This is a genomic window from Streptosporangium roseum DSM 43021 (genome assembly GCF_000024865.1).
Classification (GTDB): Bacteria; Actinomycetota; Actinomycetes; order Streptosporangiales; family Streptosporangiaceae; genus Streptosporangium; species Streptosporangium roseum.
Genome location: NC_013595.1, coordinates 10,178,515 through 10,194,562, shown reverse-complemented (window position 1 = coordinate 10,194,562; position 16,048 = coordinate 10,178,515). Strand labels below are relative to the sequence as shown.

At 69.2% G+C, this 16,048-nt stretch carries 15 protein-coding genes; 5 read left to right on the top strand and 10 right to left on the bottom strand.

Features of this window, described 5'->3' with window-relative positions; genetic code table 11:
- Positions 1-71 precede the first annotated feature (71 nt).
- On the bottom strand, positions 72-1,196 hold the full coding sequence (locus SROS_RS44620) for an epoxide hydrolase family protein (RefSeq protein ID WP_012895587.1): 1,125 nt from the start codon (positions 1,194-1,196) through the stop codon (positions 72-74).
- A 351-nt stretch (positions 1,197-1,547) separates the two neighbouring features.
- Here SROS_RS44620 and SROS_RS44615 point away from each other — a divergent pair, with 351 nt between their 5' ends.
- Entirely contained in the window at positions 1,548-2,873 is a 1,326-nt protein-coding gene (locus tag SROS_RS44615) for an NsdA family TPR-like regulatory protein (RefSeq protein ID WP_483754801.1), read from the top strand.
- Between the two features lie 137 nt (positions 2,874-3,010).
- On the opposite strand, the gene SROS_RS44610 is transcribed toward SROS_RS44615, so the two are convergent.
- The 9 genes from SROS_RS44610 to SROS_RS44570 all read right to left on the bottom strand — a co-directional run bounded on the left by SROS_RS44610 (position 3,011) and on the right by SROS_RS44570 (position 12,847).
- The gene (locus SROS_RS44610) at positions 3,011-3,850 is read right to left on the bottom strand and encodes a GNAT family N-acetyltransferase (RefSeq protein WP_012895584.1); all 840 of its coding nucleotides are present in this window, start codon (positions 3,848-3,850) and stop codon (positions 3,011-3,013) included.
- Positions 3,847-4,638, bottom strand: a complete 792-nt coding sequence (locus tag SROS_RS46785) for a class I SAM-dependent methyltransferase (protein ID WP_012895583.1) — start codon at positions 4,636-4,638, stop codon at positions 3,847-3,849. Before SROS_RS46785 ends, SROS_RS44610 begins: the two co-directional genes overlap by 4 nt.
- Positions 4,639-4,707: 69 nt before the next feature.
- The gene (locus tag SROS_RS44600) at positions 4,708-5,619 is read right to left on the bottom strand and encodes a 3-oxoacyl-ACP synthase III family protein (protein WP_218919787.1); all 912 of its coding nucleotides are present in this window, start codon (positions 5,617-5,619) and stop codon (positions 4,708-4,710) included.
- Between the two features lie 62 nt (positions 5,620-5,681).
- Positions 5,682-6,521, bottom strand: coding sequence for a TauD/TfdA dioxygenase family protein (locus SROS_RS44595; protein WP_012895581.1), 840 nt, complete (start codon positions 6,519-6,521; stop codon positions 5,682-5,684).
- 15 nt (positions 6,522-6,536) lie between these two features.
- Complete coding sequence (gene hemA / locus SROS_RS44590) at positions 6,537-7,739, bottom strand: 5-aminolevulinate synthase (protein WP_012895580.1); 1,203 nt, start codon at positions 7,737-7,739, stop codon at positions 6,537-6,539.
- Positions 7,740-8,128: 389 nt separating this feature from the next.
- Positions 8,129-9,355: an MFS transporter gene (locus SROS_RS44585; protein WP_012895579.1), complete on the bottom strand. Its 1,227-nt coding sequence runs from the start codon at positions 9,353-9,355 to the stop codon at positions 8,129-8,131.
- Between the two features lie 320 nt (positions 9,356-9,675).
- The gene (locus tag SROS_RS44580) at positions 9,676-10,842 is read right to left on the bottom strand and encodes a glycosyltransferase family 4 protein (protein WP_012895578.1); all 1,167 of its coding nucleotides are present in this window, start codon (positions 10,840-10,842) and stop codon (positions 9,676-9,678) included.
- Positions 10,839-11,711, bottom strand: a complete 873-nt coding sequence (locus SROS_RS44575; protein ID WP_012895577.1) for a sulfotransferase family protein — start codon at positions 11,709-11,711, stop codon at positions 10,839-10,841. Before SROS_RS44575 ends, SROS_RS44580 begins: the two co-directional genes overlap by 4 nt.
- Before the next feature lie 152 nt (positions 11,712-11,863).
- Positions 11,864-12,847, bottom strand: a complete 984-nt coding sequence (locus SROS_RS44570; protein ID WP_218919786.1) for a DUF2804 domain-containing protein — start codon at positions 12,845-12,847, stop codon at positions 11,864-11,866.
- A gap of 194 nt (positions 12,848-13,041) precedes the next feature.
- Between SROS_RS44570 and SROS_RS44565 the strand changes: the two genes are divergently transcribed.
- The 4 genes from SROS_RS44565 (at position 13,042) to SROS_RS50570 (ending at position 15,627) form a co-directional block, all read left to right on the top strand.
- Entirely contained in the window at positions 13,042-13,338 is a 297-nt protein-coding gene (locus SROS_RS44565) for a hypothetical protein (RefSeq protein WP_012895575.1), read from the top strand.
- A gap of 142 nt (positions 13,339-13,480) precedes the next feature.
- The gene (locus tag SROS_RS44560; protein ID WP_012895574.1) at positions 13,481-14,110 is read left to right on the top strand and encodes an NADPH-dependent FMN reductase; all 630 of its coding nucleotides are present in this window, start codon (positions 13,481-13,483) and stop codon (positions 14,108-14,110) included.
- Positions 14,111-14,892: 782 nt separating this feature from the next.
- Positions 14,893-15,360, top strand: coding sequence for a hypothetical protein (locus SROS_RS44555; protein ID WP_012895573.1), 468 nt, complete (start codon positions 14,893-14,895; stop codon positions 15,358-15,360).
- A gap of 30 nt (positions 15,361-15,390) precedes the next feature.
- Positions 15,391-15,627 (top strand): hypothetical protein, encoded by a 237-nt coding sequence (locus SROS_RS50570; RefSeq protein WP_148269417.1) that lies wholly within the window; start codon positions 15,391-15,393, stop codon positions 15,625-15,627.
- Positions 15,628-16,048: the final 421 nt, after the last annotated feature.

Genomic DNA, 16,048 nt, shown 5'->3' with positions numbered 1-16,048 from the left:
CGGCTGACAGGCGAGTGCCCCGGGAAAGGGGGCTGACACGTAACAGATCGGTTGCGGTCCGCCCGGCGGCGTCAGCCGAGCTTGCCGAAGAACTCGCGGATGTCGCCCACCAGCAGCTCAGGCTGCTCCAGGGAGAGGAAGTTGCCGCCGCGCTCGAACTCGGTCCAGTGGGTGATGTTGCTGTCGCGCTCGGCGAAGCGGCGGATGGCGACGTCGGTGGAGAGCGCGACGGCCACTCCGGTGGGGACGGTTCCGCGCTCCTTGGGCGCCCACGCGCTCGGGTCGTGGGCCATCTCGTAGTAGAGGCTGGCCGAGGAGCCCGCGGTGCCGGTGAACCAGTAGACGCTGACGTTGGTCAGCAGGTGGTCGCGGCCCACGGCGTCCTCGGGCAGCTCGGCGGCCGCGTCGGTCCACTCCTTGAACTTCTCCGTGATCCAGGCGAGCTGCCCGACCGGCGAGTCGTGCAGGCCGTAGGCGAGGGTCTGCGGGCGGGTGGACTGGAGGACGTTGAAGCCCATCATGTCGTCACGGAAGTTCTGCAGCCGGGCCAGGCGCTCCTGCTCGCCCTCGGTGAGGCCGGCGAAGTCGGCAGGGTCCTCGGAGGGGAAGGTGACCAGGCCGTTGAGGTGGATGCCGATGACATGATCGGGTGCCTGGCGGCCCATCTCGATCCCGATCCAGGCACCGCCGCCGCCACCCTGCACGCCGTAGCGGTCGTAGCCGAGGCGGGCCATCAGCTCGACGAACGCGCCGGCGATCTTGCCGGTGTTCCAGCCGGGACCGCTGAGCGGGCCGGAGAAGCCGACACCCGGGGTCGAGGTGACGATCACGTGAAAGTCCTGCGACAGCGGTTCGATGACGTCGGCGAACTGCGTGAACGAGCCCGGCCAGTCGTGCATGAGCAGCAGCGGCGTGGCGTCGGGGTTGGCCGAGCGCACGTGCACGAAGTGGATGTCCTGCCCGTCGATCTCGGTGATGAACTGCGGGAACTCGTTCAGGCGGGCCTCGGCCCCGCGCCAGTCGTAGCCGCCGGCCCAGTAGTCGGCGAGTCCCTTCAGGTAGTCCACCGGCACACCCCGGCTCCAGCCGGCGCCGGGGATCTCGCCGCTCCAGCGGGTGCGGGCGAGGCGCTCACGAAGGTCGTCGACGTCGGCCTGGGAGATCTCGATACGGAAGGGGCGGATCTCGGTGCTCATGGATGTTCCCTTCGAAGCGGTCTGTGCTGACTCCAGTCTAGCAGAACGGAACACTTCATTCCACAACTTTGGGACCTGTCCGGGCGGTGGTGGCGGTAGGGAAGCTGTCGCGGAGGGGTTCCTCCGGAGGGTTGGTCGACGGGGTCCGGGGCTGTGTACGCGAGGTCTCGGATGTCCGCCGGGGCCACGTCCAGTGGCGCCGTCTCGCATCTCGGGGGCTTTTCCGGAACCGTGAGTGCCCGGGGGGAAAGCGGGCGGGTGTCGATCCGTGTCAAGATCGAGTAATCTATACTAAACCGGTGGGTTGTGTCCGGTATGCTGGATGTGGATTAAGCTCGCGGTGCGGCAGCAGTGGGTAAATCCGGCAGCAGCCAGGAGGAGGCGTCTTTCGTGTGCGCTACCACGCAGCTCCAAGGCTTCCTGGACCGACTGGGCTGGTCGCCCGAGCAACTCGCGCGAGAGATCAACCATGTCCGCGGCAGCGAGGGCGTCAGTCCGAAGGCGCCCTATCACTGGCTCAGAGGGGCTTTCCCACGCCGCGACATACCTCACGCGGTGGCCAAAGTCCTGTCCGAACGTCTCGGTGAGCCGATCGACGTCAGCATGATCTGGCCTGACCGATTCATGTCAAGCCTCCCCTCCCGGGTGATCGAACCTTCCGGCGGCACCCCGGGCGTTTCCCCGGACCATTCCGATCTCACGCCTTTGATCAGGGATTCCTGCGACTCGATCAGGCTGGCCAGGCGCGTCTCGGTGACCAACATGGACGAGGCCGCCCTGGAACGGGTGGACAGCGAGCTCTCGGCCATCTCCGTCTCGTATTTCCACGTGCCGCCGGGCTCGCTCATCCACCGGGCGGTTCTCCTGCGCGACCGCATCGCCACGTCCCTGGCAGGGCCCCAGCGGCCCTCCCAGAAGCGGAAACTGCTCTCGCTCGGAGCCAGGAGCTGCGCGCTGCTCGCGTGGATGGCCGACGACCTCGGCGATCCGCGGGCCGCCCAGAACCACGCCTCGGCCGCGTGGGAGCTGGCGGAGCTGGCCGACCATCATGAGGCGCGGCGCTGGGTCCGCCTCACGCAGGCCAGGCAGGCCTTCTGGATGGGCGACCACATGGAGGCGGCGCAGCGCACCGCCGAGGGGCTGACGTACGGGGCGGACGACGGCCTCGACGCCTTCCTCAAGCTCCTGCGGGCCCGGTCGTGGGCCGCCATCGGGCTGGAGAAGGAGGCCCAGCACGCGATATCCGGCTGGATGGACATGCATCGTGACCTCCCCGCGCGAGAGGGCGGCCTTTTCGTGCTGCAGAAGGACAGGCAGTCCTATCTCGTCGGGGCCACCTACCTCGCGCTGAACCAGCCGGACCGGGCGCTGCAGGAGTTCCGCGGCTTCTTCGACCACTTCGAGGCGCTCGCGCCGAACCAGCGCTTCTACGGCGTGGAGGCCCTCACCCGCATAGACGCCTTCCGCGCCCACCTGCGGTACGGAGAGGTCGACGAGGCGGCCGGGGCGGTCGGGCCCGTCTTCGACCTGAAGCCCGAAAAGCTCATCCACATGATCCGCGTCGCGCTGCGGGAGGCACTCGGCGAGATCGGGCGGCACTCGGGCGCGGACCCTCGCCTCCGGGTCCTCGCCGGCCGGATGGAGAGACTCCTGTCCCACACCCCCGCGATGCGCTGACACCCCGCGGCACGCCGGCGACGTCCGTCGTAGCGCGCCGCCCGGGGGGCTCCTCGTCTCGCCGTCGCGAGGAGACCCCCGAGCACATGCCGTCCCGGCTGCACCCCGGGACGGCGTGCGCGTCCGGGCCGCGGTGATCAGCCGATCGCCCTCGTCACCGGTGCGAACAGCCGGGCGCGGTCGCCGGGAGGGTCGTCGCCGTAGACCATGACCGTCGTGCCGCCCGCTTCCCGGAGGCCGTGCTCCTCCAGCCAGGCCCGCAGCTTCGGCCGGTGGCCGTAGAGGTCGATCCGTACCGGGCCCTCGATGGCCGGGGCCAGGCCGGACAGCAGGGCCGCCGCGGTGTCCGAGTCCTCGGCGATCACCGGCCCGACGACGGGGCCGTCGACCCCGCGCCAGACGCCCGCGACCCCGCGGACGCCCGCCGGCCCTCCGACCAGCCGGATCTGCTCGGCGGCCGCGAACAGGTAGGCGAACACCCCGGTACGGCGGGCACCGAAGACCTCGGCGTCCAGGGCGACGATCTCCGGGAGGTCGGATGGCTCCGCCTCCCGGGACCACCGTCCCGGCTGATCGTCCGGACGCAGGTACCCGGCGTACCTGGTGCACGTGCCGGTCGCCCGGAAGCCGAGGCCCTCGTACATCTGCTGGCCGTACTCGGTCGCGGTCAGCCAGACGCTCGCGGTCCCGGCGCGCTCCGTCGCGTATCTCATCAGCAGCGCGCCGAGACCGCGGCGGCCGTGCCGGTGCGCGACCAGCAGGCCGCCGAGGTTGGCCAGCCTGTCGCCGTACCGGGCCAGCGCGATCACCGCGGCCAGCCCTCCGCCGGGATCGTCGATCCCGTACACCTCGCCGAAGGCGAACAGCAGATCCCACGCGCGGTACTCGGCGGGCCAGCCGCGGTCCTGCGCCAGGGCGAGGCAGCCGGCGAAATCCTCATAGCCCAGCCGCCGGACCGTCTCCTGCGGGGCCGTCACGGTACGCGGCCCACGACCGACGCCACCACGCCGAACCACTCGGCCATGTGCGGGCCGTCCTCGGCCTCCAGGAACCGCTCGACCTCCTCCGCGGTGACATATCCCTTGCGCACCAGGGTCGGCCCCGTCTGCCGGATCGTCGGGCGGATCCACTCGTGGAGCTGCTCGCCCCACCCCTCCCAGCCCGCGAGCGAGGGCGTCAGCTGCACGCTGACGTCCGTGAGCCCCAGCCGGGCGATGAGCCCGGGCAGGCGCCGGGTCCAGCGCATGTCGCCGCCCTGTGAGTTCATCTGCTCGACGATCGCCCGCAGGACCCCGCCCCACTCCGGATGGGCCGTGTCGTCGGAGGGGAACCAGTAGCCGTCCACGATCGCCAGCCATCCGCCCGGCGCCAGCCAGTCGACGAAACGGGCCAGTACCTCCTCGCGCTCGGGCAGGTGCTTGAGCACGGAGCGGGCATGGATGAGGTCGAAGGAGCCCTTGGGGAAATCCTCCTCGCGGATGTCGAAGGTGCGCACCGTCAGGTTGGGCGCACGCTCCCCGTCGAGGTAGCGCGGGTCGATGTCCGCCGAGACCACGCTCCCGCCCGGGTAGCGGTCGGCGAGCCAGTAGGACATGGAACCCGCTCCCGAGGCCATGTCCAGGCACCGCGGGGTGGAGCCGAGCGGGAGTTTCTCGATGGCCGCGATGCTCAGCGGGTCCAGGGCGTTCTCCAGCAGCTGGAGCCGTCGCAGTTCGGTGGGGATGTCCTTGCTCAGGACGCCTTCACCGTAGGGATCGTGTCTCATGTTCAACCCTTTTCTGCCGTGGGAGGCCCGGCTCCGTGCCGCGAGAGGCCGGAGCCGGTCCCGCGAAGATCACACCTGACTGTGCGGCTGGTACTCCAGGGCCGTGATGCCCCAGCTGAAGCCCATGGCGCTGGTGGCGAGCAGGATCAGGTCGCCGGGGCGCAGCCTGCCGTCGTCCATCAGCCCGCGGAGCGCGATCATGGTGTCCGCCCCGCCCATGTGACCCAGCCGGTCGTAGTTGAAGACGCTGCGATCCGCCGGGATGCCGGTCTCCCGCAGGAGTCGCTCGTGCATGGCGCGGTCACCCTGGTTGATCAGGAAGAAGGCCACGTCCGGCACCTCCCTGCCGAGCGCGCCCAGCGTCTGGCCGATGAGCGAGGTGAAGTTCTCCACGTAGGCCGCGGCGAGCCCGCTGCGGTGCCCGCCGCGGCGGATCACGACCCGGTCCGGCCGGTGCTCGCCGACGTAGTAGTCCGACCAGCTCGGATCGGTCCGCATGGCCGAGTGCAGCACCTCGAACGCGTAGCCGTCGCGCGCCAGGAGCACCGCCGCGGCGGCGTCTCCCAGGTTGAACAGCGCCTTCGAGGCGGGGTCGCCGTAGTCGACCATCGTGCCCAGGCGGTCACCGATGAGCACCAGCGCATACCCGGCGCCGCCCGCCGCGATCCGGTCCAGCCCGACCTGGATCGCCGTCATCCCGGCGTTGCAGAAGTTGGCGATCTCGAAGCAGTGGGCGCGCTCGACGCCGAGTTCGGCGGCCACCCTGGCCGCCGGTGACCAGAACGGGACGTCCCATTCGCCGGAGCCGGCGAATATCACCTGCCGGATGGCGGCGGGCTCCACCTGCGTGCGCTTCAGGACCGCTCTGGCCGCTTCGAGCGTCAGCTCCCACGACCGCTCGCCCGGACCGAGGACCGGGAAGTCCCTGGTGTGGGTGATCTCCAGGATGTCGGGGATCGGGACGCCCGACAGGGTGGACATGTGCTGCGCGCTGACACGCGAAACCGGGAAGGCGACCTCGAGGCCGGCTATTCCGCCCACGGCTACTCGGCTTCGATGCTGACTCGGTGCACGGTCCGCGAGACGCCGGGCTCGACGTCGGTCGCGGCGTGCAGGGTCGTGGCGGTCTTCCACACCACGAGGTCCTTGGGGGTCCAGCGGTGGGTGTAGACGTGCTCCGGGTCCTGGATGAGGCTGTCGAGCAAGGCGAAGAAGGCCGCGTTCTCGTTGGCGTCGAAGCCCTGCACCGAGTCCAGGTATTCGGGGGCGCCGTACAGGTAGGTCCTCTTGCTGAAGGGGTCCTGCCGCACCAGCGGGTGCTCGACCTTCGGGTGCTTCTCTTCGATCCAGGCCTTGTACTCGGCCGTCGACAGTCCCACGTGCTCGCTGCGGATGCGCAGGCGCTTGACCACGGTGTGCCATGCCCTGCGGTCGTCGATCTTCTTCTTCCAGTCGCCGGGCAGGCGGTCGTAGACGTCGACGGCGCTGGCGAACAGGGTGTGGCCGCTGGTCTGCGGGACGTTCACGCCGTGCAGCATGGTGTACTCGGCGGGCTTCGCCACGAAGGACGAGTCCTGGTGCCAGAAGTTGCCGACCCGGGCCACGCCGATGGACTTGTTGTTCCGCACCTCGTTGGAGGAGATCATGATCTCCGGCAGCTCGGGGTAGCGGTACTGCTCCAGAACGAAGGGGATCGGCTTGCCGATGCGGGCCGCCAGGCCCACCTGCTGTCCCGGAGTCAGCTCGATACCGCGGATGATCACCAGTTCGCGCTGGTGGAGCGTGTCGACGAACTCGTCGAGAACGTCGTCCTTCTGCAGGTCCTCATAGGTGACGCCGATCAGTTCGGTGCCGATGGAGGGGATGAGGTCGATCTTGTCCACTGCCGTCTCCTTGACTCACGCGCGAGCGAGGCACGATTCCAGGGCGTATGCGAAGTACTCGATCTGGTCGCCGGTCCGATACGGGGCGACGGTGACGCGCAGCCGCTCCGTCCCGAGGGGAACGGACGGGAAGTTGATCGGCTGGACGTAGATGAGGTGGTCCTCCAGGAGGAGGTCGGCCACCTTCCTGACCCGGTCGCCGCCGGGCACCATCACCGGGATGATGTGGTGCTCCCCGTCGATGAACGGGATGTCCGCCGACCGCAGAGCGGCTTTCATCCGGAGTGAGTTGTCGGTCAGCGCCCGGCGCAGGTCGGTGCCGTGCCGTACGAGTTCGAGGCCCTTCAGCGTGGCGTCCATGCACGCCTGCGGAAGGGAGGTCGTGAAGATGAAGCCGGGCGCGTAGGAGCGCACGTAGTCCAGGGCCGCGTCGGGGCCCGCGACGTATCCGCCGACCGTCCCGATGGCCTTGCCGAAGACGCCCTGGACGAAGGTCGGCCGGGTCTCCCCGATCTCCTCGCAGATCCCCGCGCCGGTCGGGCCCTTGACCCCGATGGCGTGGGTCTCGTCCAGGTAGGTCAGGGCGTTGTACTTCTGCGCCAGGTCGCATATCGCGCTGATCGGGGACGCGTCGGCGTCCATCGAGTACACCGACTCGAACACGATCATCTTGGGCCGCGACTCGTCGTACTCGGCCAGGCAGCGTTCGAGCCCGACCAGGTCGTTATGTGGAAATATCCGTTTTTCGCATCGCGCTCGGCGGATCCCCTCGATCAGGGAGCGGTGGTTGTTCTCGTCCGAGAGGACAACCATGTCCGGCACCGCCGACAGCAGCACGCTGAGCGTCTCGAAGTTCGCCACGTAGCCGCTGGAGAAGATGAGCGCGCGCTCCTTCCCGTGCCAGCCGGCCAGCTCCGACTCCAGCGCGACGTGCGTGGTGCTCGTGCCGCCGATGTTGCGCGAGCCGCCCATGCTGGTGCCGTGCAACGCGGTCGACTCGATCTGCGCCCTGATGAGATCCGGGTGCTGGCTCAGGCCGAGATAATCGTTGCTGCACCACACCTGGACCTCTTCCCCCAGACGCAGTGTCTGGCCCGGGCTGGCCGCCATGTGCGCGGTGGGGAGGTAATGCCGGTACAGGCCGTTGCTTTTCAGCTCCCGGAGCTTGTTCTCAATGGTTTCGAAGACGTGGGGCCGGGTGGAGACTTTTGTGAGCATGCGTATCCTTCGCTGATTGTCCTTCGCCTTCACCGCAGTCGAATTCGTCGCTGAGGAAATCGGGCGAACATTGTCGGAGTCGGGCTCGCTGGGGCTGGCGAACGCATGTGACCGGACAGCGTTGGAACAGGGCCCTGGCCGGGAGGACCGATGATCTGCGAGACGATGCGGGCGTACGGATCCTCGGCACGGAGCCCGCCGCGCGGGAGGACCGCCGTGCCGTGGTGCGTCGGAGGAAGGCCGGGGTGCGTCGGACGTGTGCCGTGGTGCGTCGGAAGATCGGAAGAGGGGTGCCGGGGCTGTCGCCTGTGTCGGGAGGGGATCGCCGGGGGCGTCGCCTCTGTGTCGGGAGAGGGCGGCCGGGGGTCGCCGCCTGTGTCGGAAGAGGACTAGCGGGGGCCGTCGCCCTGGGAGGACGCCGGCACCGGCTCGCCGCCTTCCGCGACGAGGTCACCCCGTCGCCCGGCGCGCCTGCCGCGCGTCTCCAGCGCGCCGGACGCGACGGTCAGCGCGAGCGCGGCGGCCGCCATGATCGCGCCGATCCAGTTGGGTGAGGTGTAACCGAGGCCGGCGTCGATGCTCAGGCCCCCGAGGTAGGCACCCAGGGCGATGCCGACGTTGGAGGCGGAGACCGTGACCACCGCCGCGAGGGTCGGCGCCCCCTCGGCCTTGCTGATCACCCGTGTCATCAGCCCCGGGACGGTGGCGAACCCGGCGACGCCCAGCAGCGCGAAGGTGATCGCCGCCGGCACCTGGTAGCCGGCGGTGAAGGTGAACACGGCCAGCACGACCGTGAGCGCGGCCAGCGCGGTGGCGAGGGTGGGGATCAGCGCGCGGTCCGCGTAACGGCCGCCGAGCGTGTTTCCCACGACCAGCCCGATGCCGAAGAGGGCGAGCAGCGGGGTGAGCGCCTCCTCCGAATATCCGGTCACCTCGGTCAGCATCGGCGCGACGTAGGTGAAGGAGGCGAACAGCGCGCCGAGGCTCAGCGCCGTCATGGCCAGCGCGAGTCCCACCTGCGGCCGGCGGAAGACCGCCAGCTCCCGGCCCACCCGGGCGTCCGCCTGGGAGGGCTGCCGGGGGATCAGCCGGGCGATGCCGGCCAGGCCGACCAGCCCGATGCCGACGAGCATCCAGAAGGTGACACGCCACCCGAAGTTCTGCCCGACCCAGGTTCCCAGGGGCGCCCCGACGACGTTGGCGGCCGCGCCCCCGGTGAAGACCATCGCGATCGCGCGGGCCTTCCTGCTGTCGTCGACCAGGTCGGCGGCCACGACGGAGGCGACCCCGAGGAAGGCGCCGTGGCAGATCGCGGTCGTGACGCGTCCCAGCATCAGCAGCGCGTAGCCGGGCGCCAGGGCCGACAGCAGGTTGCCGAGGATGAAGATCAACATCAGGATGAGGAGCATGCTCTTGCGGGGCATGCGTATGCCGGCCGCGACCAGCAGCGGTCCCCCCACGACGACGCCCAGCGCGTATCCGGAGATGAGGAAGCCGGCTGTCGTGATGCTGACCGACAGATCGCCGGCGACATTGGGGAGCAGTCCCATGACCACGAACTCGGTGGTCCCGATCCCGAAAGAACTCAACGTGAGCGCGAGCAGGGCAAGCGGCATCCCAGCGGACTCCTTCGATACGTTGCTGAATGACGAGCGCCGGATATCACGGAGACGGGCGGTGTGATCCGGGCACGTGAAGAAAGAGAGAACGAACGCTGCTTTTACCGGAAAATCTCACTCGGGCGCGGAGTCGATAAGGCCGCTCGGCCATATCGATTTCCTGCCGGCTCATGCAGATCACTCTTGAATAAGTGAACCTCACCCCCGCAGTTCCGTGCAATCTGCACAGCGGTCAGTTTGGTCAGAATGGGGTCAGCTTGGTCAGAACTGTTAACTTCGAGTTTTCATGACCACGCCACCCCGGAGGGGCCGGGCGTTCAGCGCTCCGCGGCGGGGGGCTCGGCCCGCAGCAGTTCGGTGAACAGCCTCTCCCACAGCGGGGTGACGGCCTCGGGAGCGTAGTCCCGCGCGGTCCGTACGGCCGCGGCGCCCATCCGCCGCCGCAGCTCCCGGTCGGCGATGAGGCGGCTGACCGCCGCCGCCAGCGCGTCGACGTCCTGGGGCGGCACGAGCAGCCCGTCGATCCCGTCGGTGATGACGTCGCGCGGACCGGTCGGGCAGTCGAAGGCGACGACCGGCAGCGCGTGCGACATCGCCTCGATCATCACCATCGGCAGCCCCTCGAACCGGGAGCTGAGCACGTACAGCGAGGCATGGGCCAGCTCCTCGTCCAGCCGGTCACTGCGCCCCATCAGGGTGACGTTGTCGGCGAGCCGGTGCTCCTTGACGAGAGCGCGCAGCGCGGCCTTCTTCGGGCCGGTGCCATAGATGCGCAGCCGCCAGTCCGGATGGTGGTGCACGACCTGCTTGAACGCCGGGATGAGCAGGTCGAACCCCTTCTGGGCGACGAGCCGCCCGGCGGCGATCACGAGCCGGTTCTCCTGCCGCGACGGCGCCTGGTCGAGGGGGTGGACCGCGTTCGGGATCCGCACGACCGGGGTGCCGGGCAGCAGCGCCTGGTAGTCCCTGCGGTCGGTCCCGGTGAGCACCGCGACCGCGTCCAGCCGGCCGTAGTGGCGGGCGATCTCCCTGCGGACGCTTTCGGGGTGGGTGGCCAGGTTCATGTGCTCCTGCGCGATCCGCACCACGCTCGCGGGAGTACGGCGGGCGGAGATGAGGTTCAGCGCCGGGCGGGTGGTGACCAGGATGCCGTCCTCCAGCGCGGAGACGTAGTCGATGACGGCCCTCTCCACCCGCTCGGTGAAGTAGGACGCCGCGAACTCGCCGTGGGGCACGATCTTCCCGCGGACCCGCCGCCAGACCCTGCGCCCCAGCGAGTCGGCGCGCACACCGCCGCGCTGGTCCGTCAGCGCGGTGACCTCGACGCGCGGGTCGACGCGGAACCGGGGGGCGTCGCGGCGCCGTACCGCGCTGACGATCTCGACGTCGTGCCCGGCGGCGGCCATCGCGTTGGCCTGGTTGACCACGGTGCGGATCGTGCCGCCCATCCCGTAGGCGTGCAGGAGCATGTACCGGATCTTCATGAGTCCGCCAGGTAACCCCAGGTGACGGACATCGGCCGCAGGATCTCGGGGATCTGGTCGGACGCCGGGAGGTCGCGTCCGCGCTGCACGACCCCTGACTGGATCTTGTCCTTCCAGTCGCCCAGGCCTTTCTGGATCACCGCCTGCTCGCCGTAGGCGAGCATCCCGGGTTCCCACGGGACGTCGAGGAAGTCGCAGACGCGCCGGGTCTCGGTCTCCGGGTCCCCGGTCAGGTCCTCGTAGCGGACCGTCAGGCCGGGGAGGGCGCGCCGGGCCCGCTGCACGGCCTTCATGTAGCGCAGGGCGTCGGCGGCGGCCTCCTGCGGTGTCCGCCGGTCCGGGGCGGCCTCGTGCCAGGACCTCGCGACGGAGGCGGGGTGGCGCAGCAGGAAGACGAAGCGGGCGTCGGGCCAGCAGGTGGCGATGCGCTCGAAGGCGAAGGCGTTGGCCGGGGTCTTGTCCACGACGAAGGACTTACCGCTGCGTACCAGCTCCCGGTGGAGCACGCGGTCCCACAGCAGGTGCTCCAGGTCGGCCCGGTTGTGGCCGAGGGCGTCCATCGCCTTCTCGGACAGCGAGGTGCCGAAGCCCACGGTCAACCGGCGTACGTGCAGCTCGTGCGGGGCGTGCAGCATCGAGTGGGCGTTGAGCACCGCCCGCAGCAGCGTGGAGCCGGACCTGACCGGAGAGAGGATGAAGATCGGCGCGGTCAGCAGCCGATCCGCCACCGGGTCGGCCGGTGGCCGGATCGGATCCCTCTCCTCACCGGCAGGAGCCGCGGCGGACGTGGACCCGGCTTTCCCTACCCGGTTGAGCTGGAATCCGGTGAACCTGACCAGGGCGTTGTTGACCGTACGCTGCCAGTTCATGCCGAGGGAGGTTACTCATCTTTCCTGGCAGTTCACTGTGTGTTCAAGTCAACACCGTGCGAGCAGGCGGCTCGCACGCCTGCCGGCCCCGGCCTGGCCGGCTGCCGGCGGCGGTTCTCGCGTGGTCCGGCTACCATTCTCGCGTGGTCCGGCTACCAGCGGTTACGGGCCTCCTCCGCCCAGCCGACCAGGCCGTCGAGGTCGACCCACGTGCCGTCGTCGGTCCGCGCCCGCCCGGAGAAATGACCGAAGCACTGGTGCGTCTCGTTGCCCACCACGCCGAGGTTGGTGCGCGCCACCTTCTCGTGGAAGGGGTGGAACTCCACCTCGACCCGTGAACCGGTGATCCGCCACGGACGCAGCCAGTCCGTCCGGTCGTAGCTCCAGGCCAGCTCATCGCCGATCTTGTGCAGCCGCCCGTCCACGAACAGCGCGTTCTCCGTCATGCCGGTGCCGTCGGTCCACTTCCCGCCGAGCTGGATCGCCCTGCCGTGCCCGCTGCCCGCGGCCCAGTTCCAGGTGATCGAGTACGGCCACTTGCCGCGGCCGTGGTCGAGCACCGCGAACGAGTCCGTCTCACTGACCGCGTACTCGCCGGACTCCAGCCGGATCCGCCCGCGCACCGGGCGCCCGACGTCCTTGACCGTGTACTGGAACCGGCGAGGCCCCCAGGGGACCACCACGCCGAGCGACTCGTGCCCCTCCGGCAGCGGCACGTCGAGATCCACCTCGACGCCGGGCGCGACGGCGCGCAGCGAGGTGCCCTCGGGACGCTGGTCGATGTCGATCATCACGCCGCCGCCGCGGACGGACGCCCGCCCGGCGCCGCTGCGCTCCGGCAGTACGGCGCCGCGTGCCAGCGGCACCACGACGTCCTTGACGGTCTCCACGCCGGTGGCGCGGTCCAGCACGTAGACGCCGTGCAGCCCCGCGTAGTCCAACGACGACGCCACGAGCCCGACCACGTGGCTCGGGGTGACGATCCCCCAGTACTCCCAGCGCTTGTCCCGCCCCCAGCCGCGCAGGTTCGCCCGGTGCAGCGGACGCCGCGTCCAGCCCACCGCCCCCGGATTGAGCTGCCCGTCCGGAAGACACAGGTCAACGGGGACGGTGATCTCCCCTTCGTGGGTCAACATAGCCAGAGGGTAGCGGCCCGAGATCGTCATGGCGCGGCAGGGCGGCCCATCCGGCCGGGGACACGAGCCCGCCGCCCGGCTCACGCCGCCGATGAGGGTGGCCCCGCCAGTGCCAGCCTTGACCCGGCCTTCCTCGGCGGCGCCCGCCCCGGCAGGTTGGTGGCCATGACTTCCGGCCAGGCAAGGAGCCAAGCGTGCAGGTGATGATCCGTTACAAGGTGAGGAGCGATCAGGTGGAACGGAACCTGGAGCTGCTCCACGCCGTGTACGAGGAGCTGGCGTCGGTCCGGCCGGAGGGCATGCGCCACGCCAGCTTCCAGCTCGAAGACGAGGTCAGTTTCGTGGACTTCGCGGTGTTCGACGGGCCTGGACCGGGGCCGCTGCCGCTGCTGAAGGCGTTCCAGCGCTTCCGGACGACCCTCGACGCGCGATGCGACGAACTCCCGGTCCTGACCGATCTCCACCAGGCCGGCTCGTATCGATTTCACTGACGCCTTTCACTGACATGCCTTTCACTGACATGCCTTTCACCGACATGTCTTTCGCGGACACGCGTTCCACCGACGCGCCGATTTCGCCAACGCGCCGATTTCGCCGACAGGCCACGCCGGTCGGCAGAAGGAGAAATGACAGATGATCCGTATCGCCGTCATCGTCGGAAGCACCCGTCCCGGACGGCGGGGAGAGACCGTGGCCCGATGGGTCGCCGAGGTCGCCGGCCGGCATGCCGCCGTCGCGGCCGGTGAGGCGACGGTCGAGGTGGTCGATCTGGCCGAGTACGGGCTGCCGCTGCTGGACGAGCCCGTGCCCGCCGCATTCGGTCAGTACCGCAACGCGCACACCGTGAGGTGGGCCACGACGATCGACTCGTTCGACGGGTTCGTGTTCGTGACCCCGGAGTACAACCACTCCGTCCCCGCCGCGCTGAAGAACGCGATCGACTTCCTGTACGCGGAGTGGAACGACAAGGCGGCCGGATTCGTCGGCTACGGGATACAGGGAGGGATCCGCGCGGTGGAGCACCTACGGCTGACGCTGGCCGAGGTGAAGATCGCCGGCGTGCAGACCCAGGTCGCGCTGTCGATGTTCACCGACTTCGAGTTCACCGACTCCGCCGACCCCGCCGAACCCGGAGTGTGCTCCCCGGCTGAGCACCAGGAGGCGACTCTGAACACTATGCTCAGCGAGGTCGTCACCTGGTCCCGGGCCCTCAAGCCGCTGCGTGCCACCGCGACCGCCGTCCCGCAGACGGTGCCGGCATGACGCGCGGGGCCCCTTCCCCACACCGGACCGCATCATGCCTCCGAGCCGCCGCACGCCTCCATACCGTCCCGTGAGCCGAGCTGTCGCGTGTCTCCGAGCCACCCCGTGAGCCGCGCCGTACGTCGACTGCCGTGTCCCGTCGACTAAGGAGCCGGCCGATGGGCGGGCGAGAATGCCTGGTAAGGGGGGCGGTGGTGGACCGGGCGAGGCAGGGCGGGCGCCGATGAGCCCCGGAAGCGGGTAGTGATCAGGGGTTTTCCTTGATCTGTTGGGATTGGCGGTCCATAGCGCCGCCAATCCCAACAGATCAAGGAAAACCCCTGCACCGCCCCCTCCCCCGGCCCGCGCAGCGGGGAGCACTCCGTACGGCGCCGCACGAAAGGGCGGCCCCCGGCCACCCCACCCACCCTCGCCGCGCCTTTGACCTTCCACCCCGTATGGCGCCGCACAGATGGACACCCCTGACCGGAACGCAGGTGGACGGGCACCATTACCGCCACCCGCCGCCGGCGGAACCCGTCCACCACATCCATGGACGCAACCCGCAGGCCCGCCGGGGTGTGGCAGTAGACATCGAGACATGTCACCTATCGTGATAGGTGATCATCCCGCTGTCACGGGGCGAGAATCCCGCGGAGCCGGCCTTTCTTCCTTCGATCTGCCTTCCAGTCAAACAAAAGTCCTGACCACCTGATCAGGCGGCCAGGACCCCCTGGCTACTACCGTGTGTCCGAGTAGATGCATGCTCGCAGGAACAGGCGTAGTCGCGGTACCAGCCGGGCATGCTGATCGCCATGGGACGAATCGCTGGGTTGGCTATGGTCCTCGGCGGCGTGATGTTTTTCGGGTTAGCCATAATCCCTGGCTTGTTAGGCGTGATCTTCGGTGGTAACCATGTCCTGAAGGCGGACAGCGTGCACAACTTCCTGTACGCCCTCCAACAGGGCCACATCCACACGTGCGGGAACCCAACGGTCAATCCCCCACACGTCGTCATCGACGAGAAGGCAAGCACGCAGTTCGCCGCGAAACTCGGCGCCCAAGACTGCGAGCAGGCGCTACAACTGGCCAAGCAGAAGCTCCAAGGCGTGAATATCGAGGAGATCTCACTCGACCTGGTCGACGACAGAGGCGAGGACTATATGCGAGAAACCCGCTTCGATCTCGGCCCCAACCCGCTCGGCATCGAGTGGGTGTACGGACGGGATGACTCCATCGCGTTGAAGCCGTACATCACAGAGATCGGCTGATCTGTCAGCCTCTACCCGTAGCCTCTCCTCGTGTCCGCCGCTGTCCCGCCTCGCCCACCTCTGGTGATGCTCGACTCCCGCATGGCGTGGCTACGCGCGTGGCGCAGGGGCGAAGCGCAGTGGATGGCGCTGGTGTTCTACGCCGAGGACGACGGCCACCGGTGCTACGTCGTCGAGCGTTGGCTTACAAAGGACCAGGTCGCCAAGGTCGATGGTGAGAACTACAGCGCCGTCCCGATCCTCCGCACCCCCATCGGCGACGACTGACCCCCCTCATGCTCGGGCAGGCGGCTTGATTCTGCGGCCGGTGTCCCGCCCGAACCACTGGGGAGGCCAGCGTGCACCAGCTCACCTCCCACGTGCGGGGATGGTCCCCACGGTTCCGGCATCTGCTTCGGCGTGCGTGAGTCGGCCCCGCGTCTGCGGGGATGGTTTCCGCTTGTTCGTGGCGTACGTGCGGATGCCGTCGCCGACCCCGTGGTGATCGCCGGATGGATCCGGGAGGAGCAGGCCCGGAGGACGGAGGCCGTGAGCAGGATCCGCTGGATGCCGCGGGTCCGTGAGCGGAAGCTCGGCCGGGATCAGCCGGCGTCCGTCATGCGGGAGCTCGGTGACGCGGTCCAAGTGCTCGCCCAGGCGGGTCCGCTGCGGAAGGCGAAGATCTACGCAGAACTGGATCTGCGGCTCG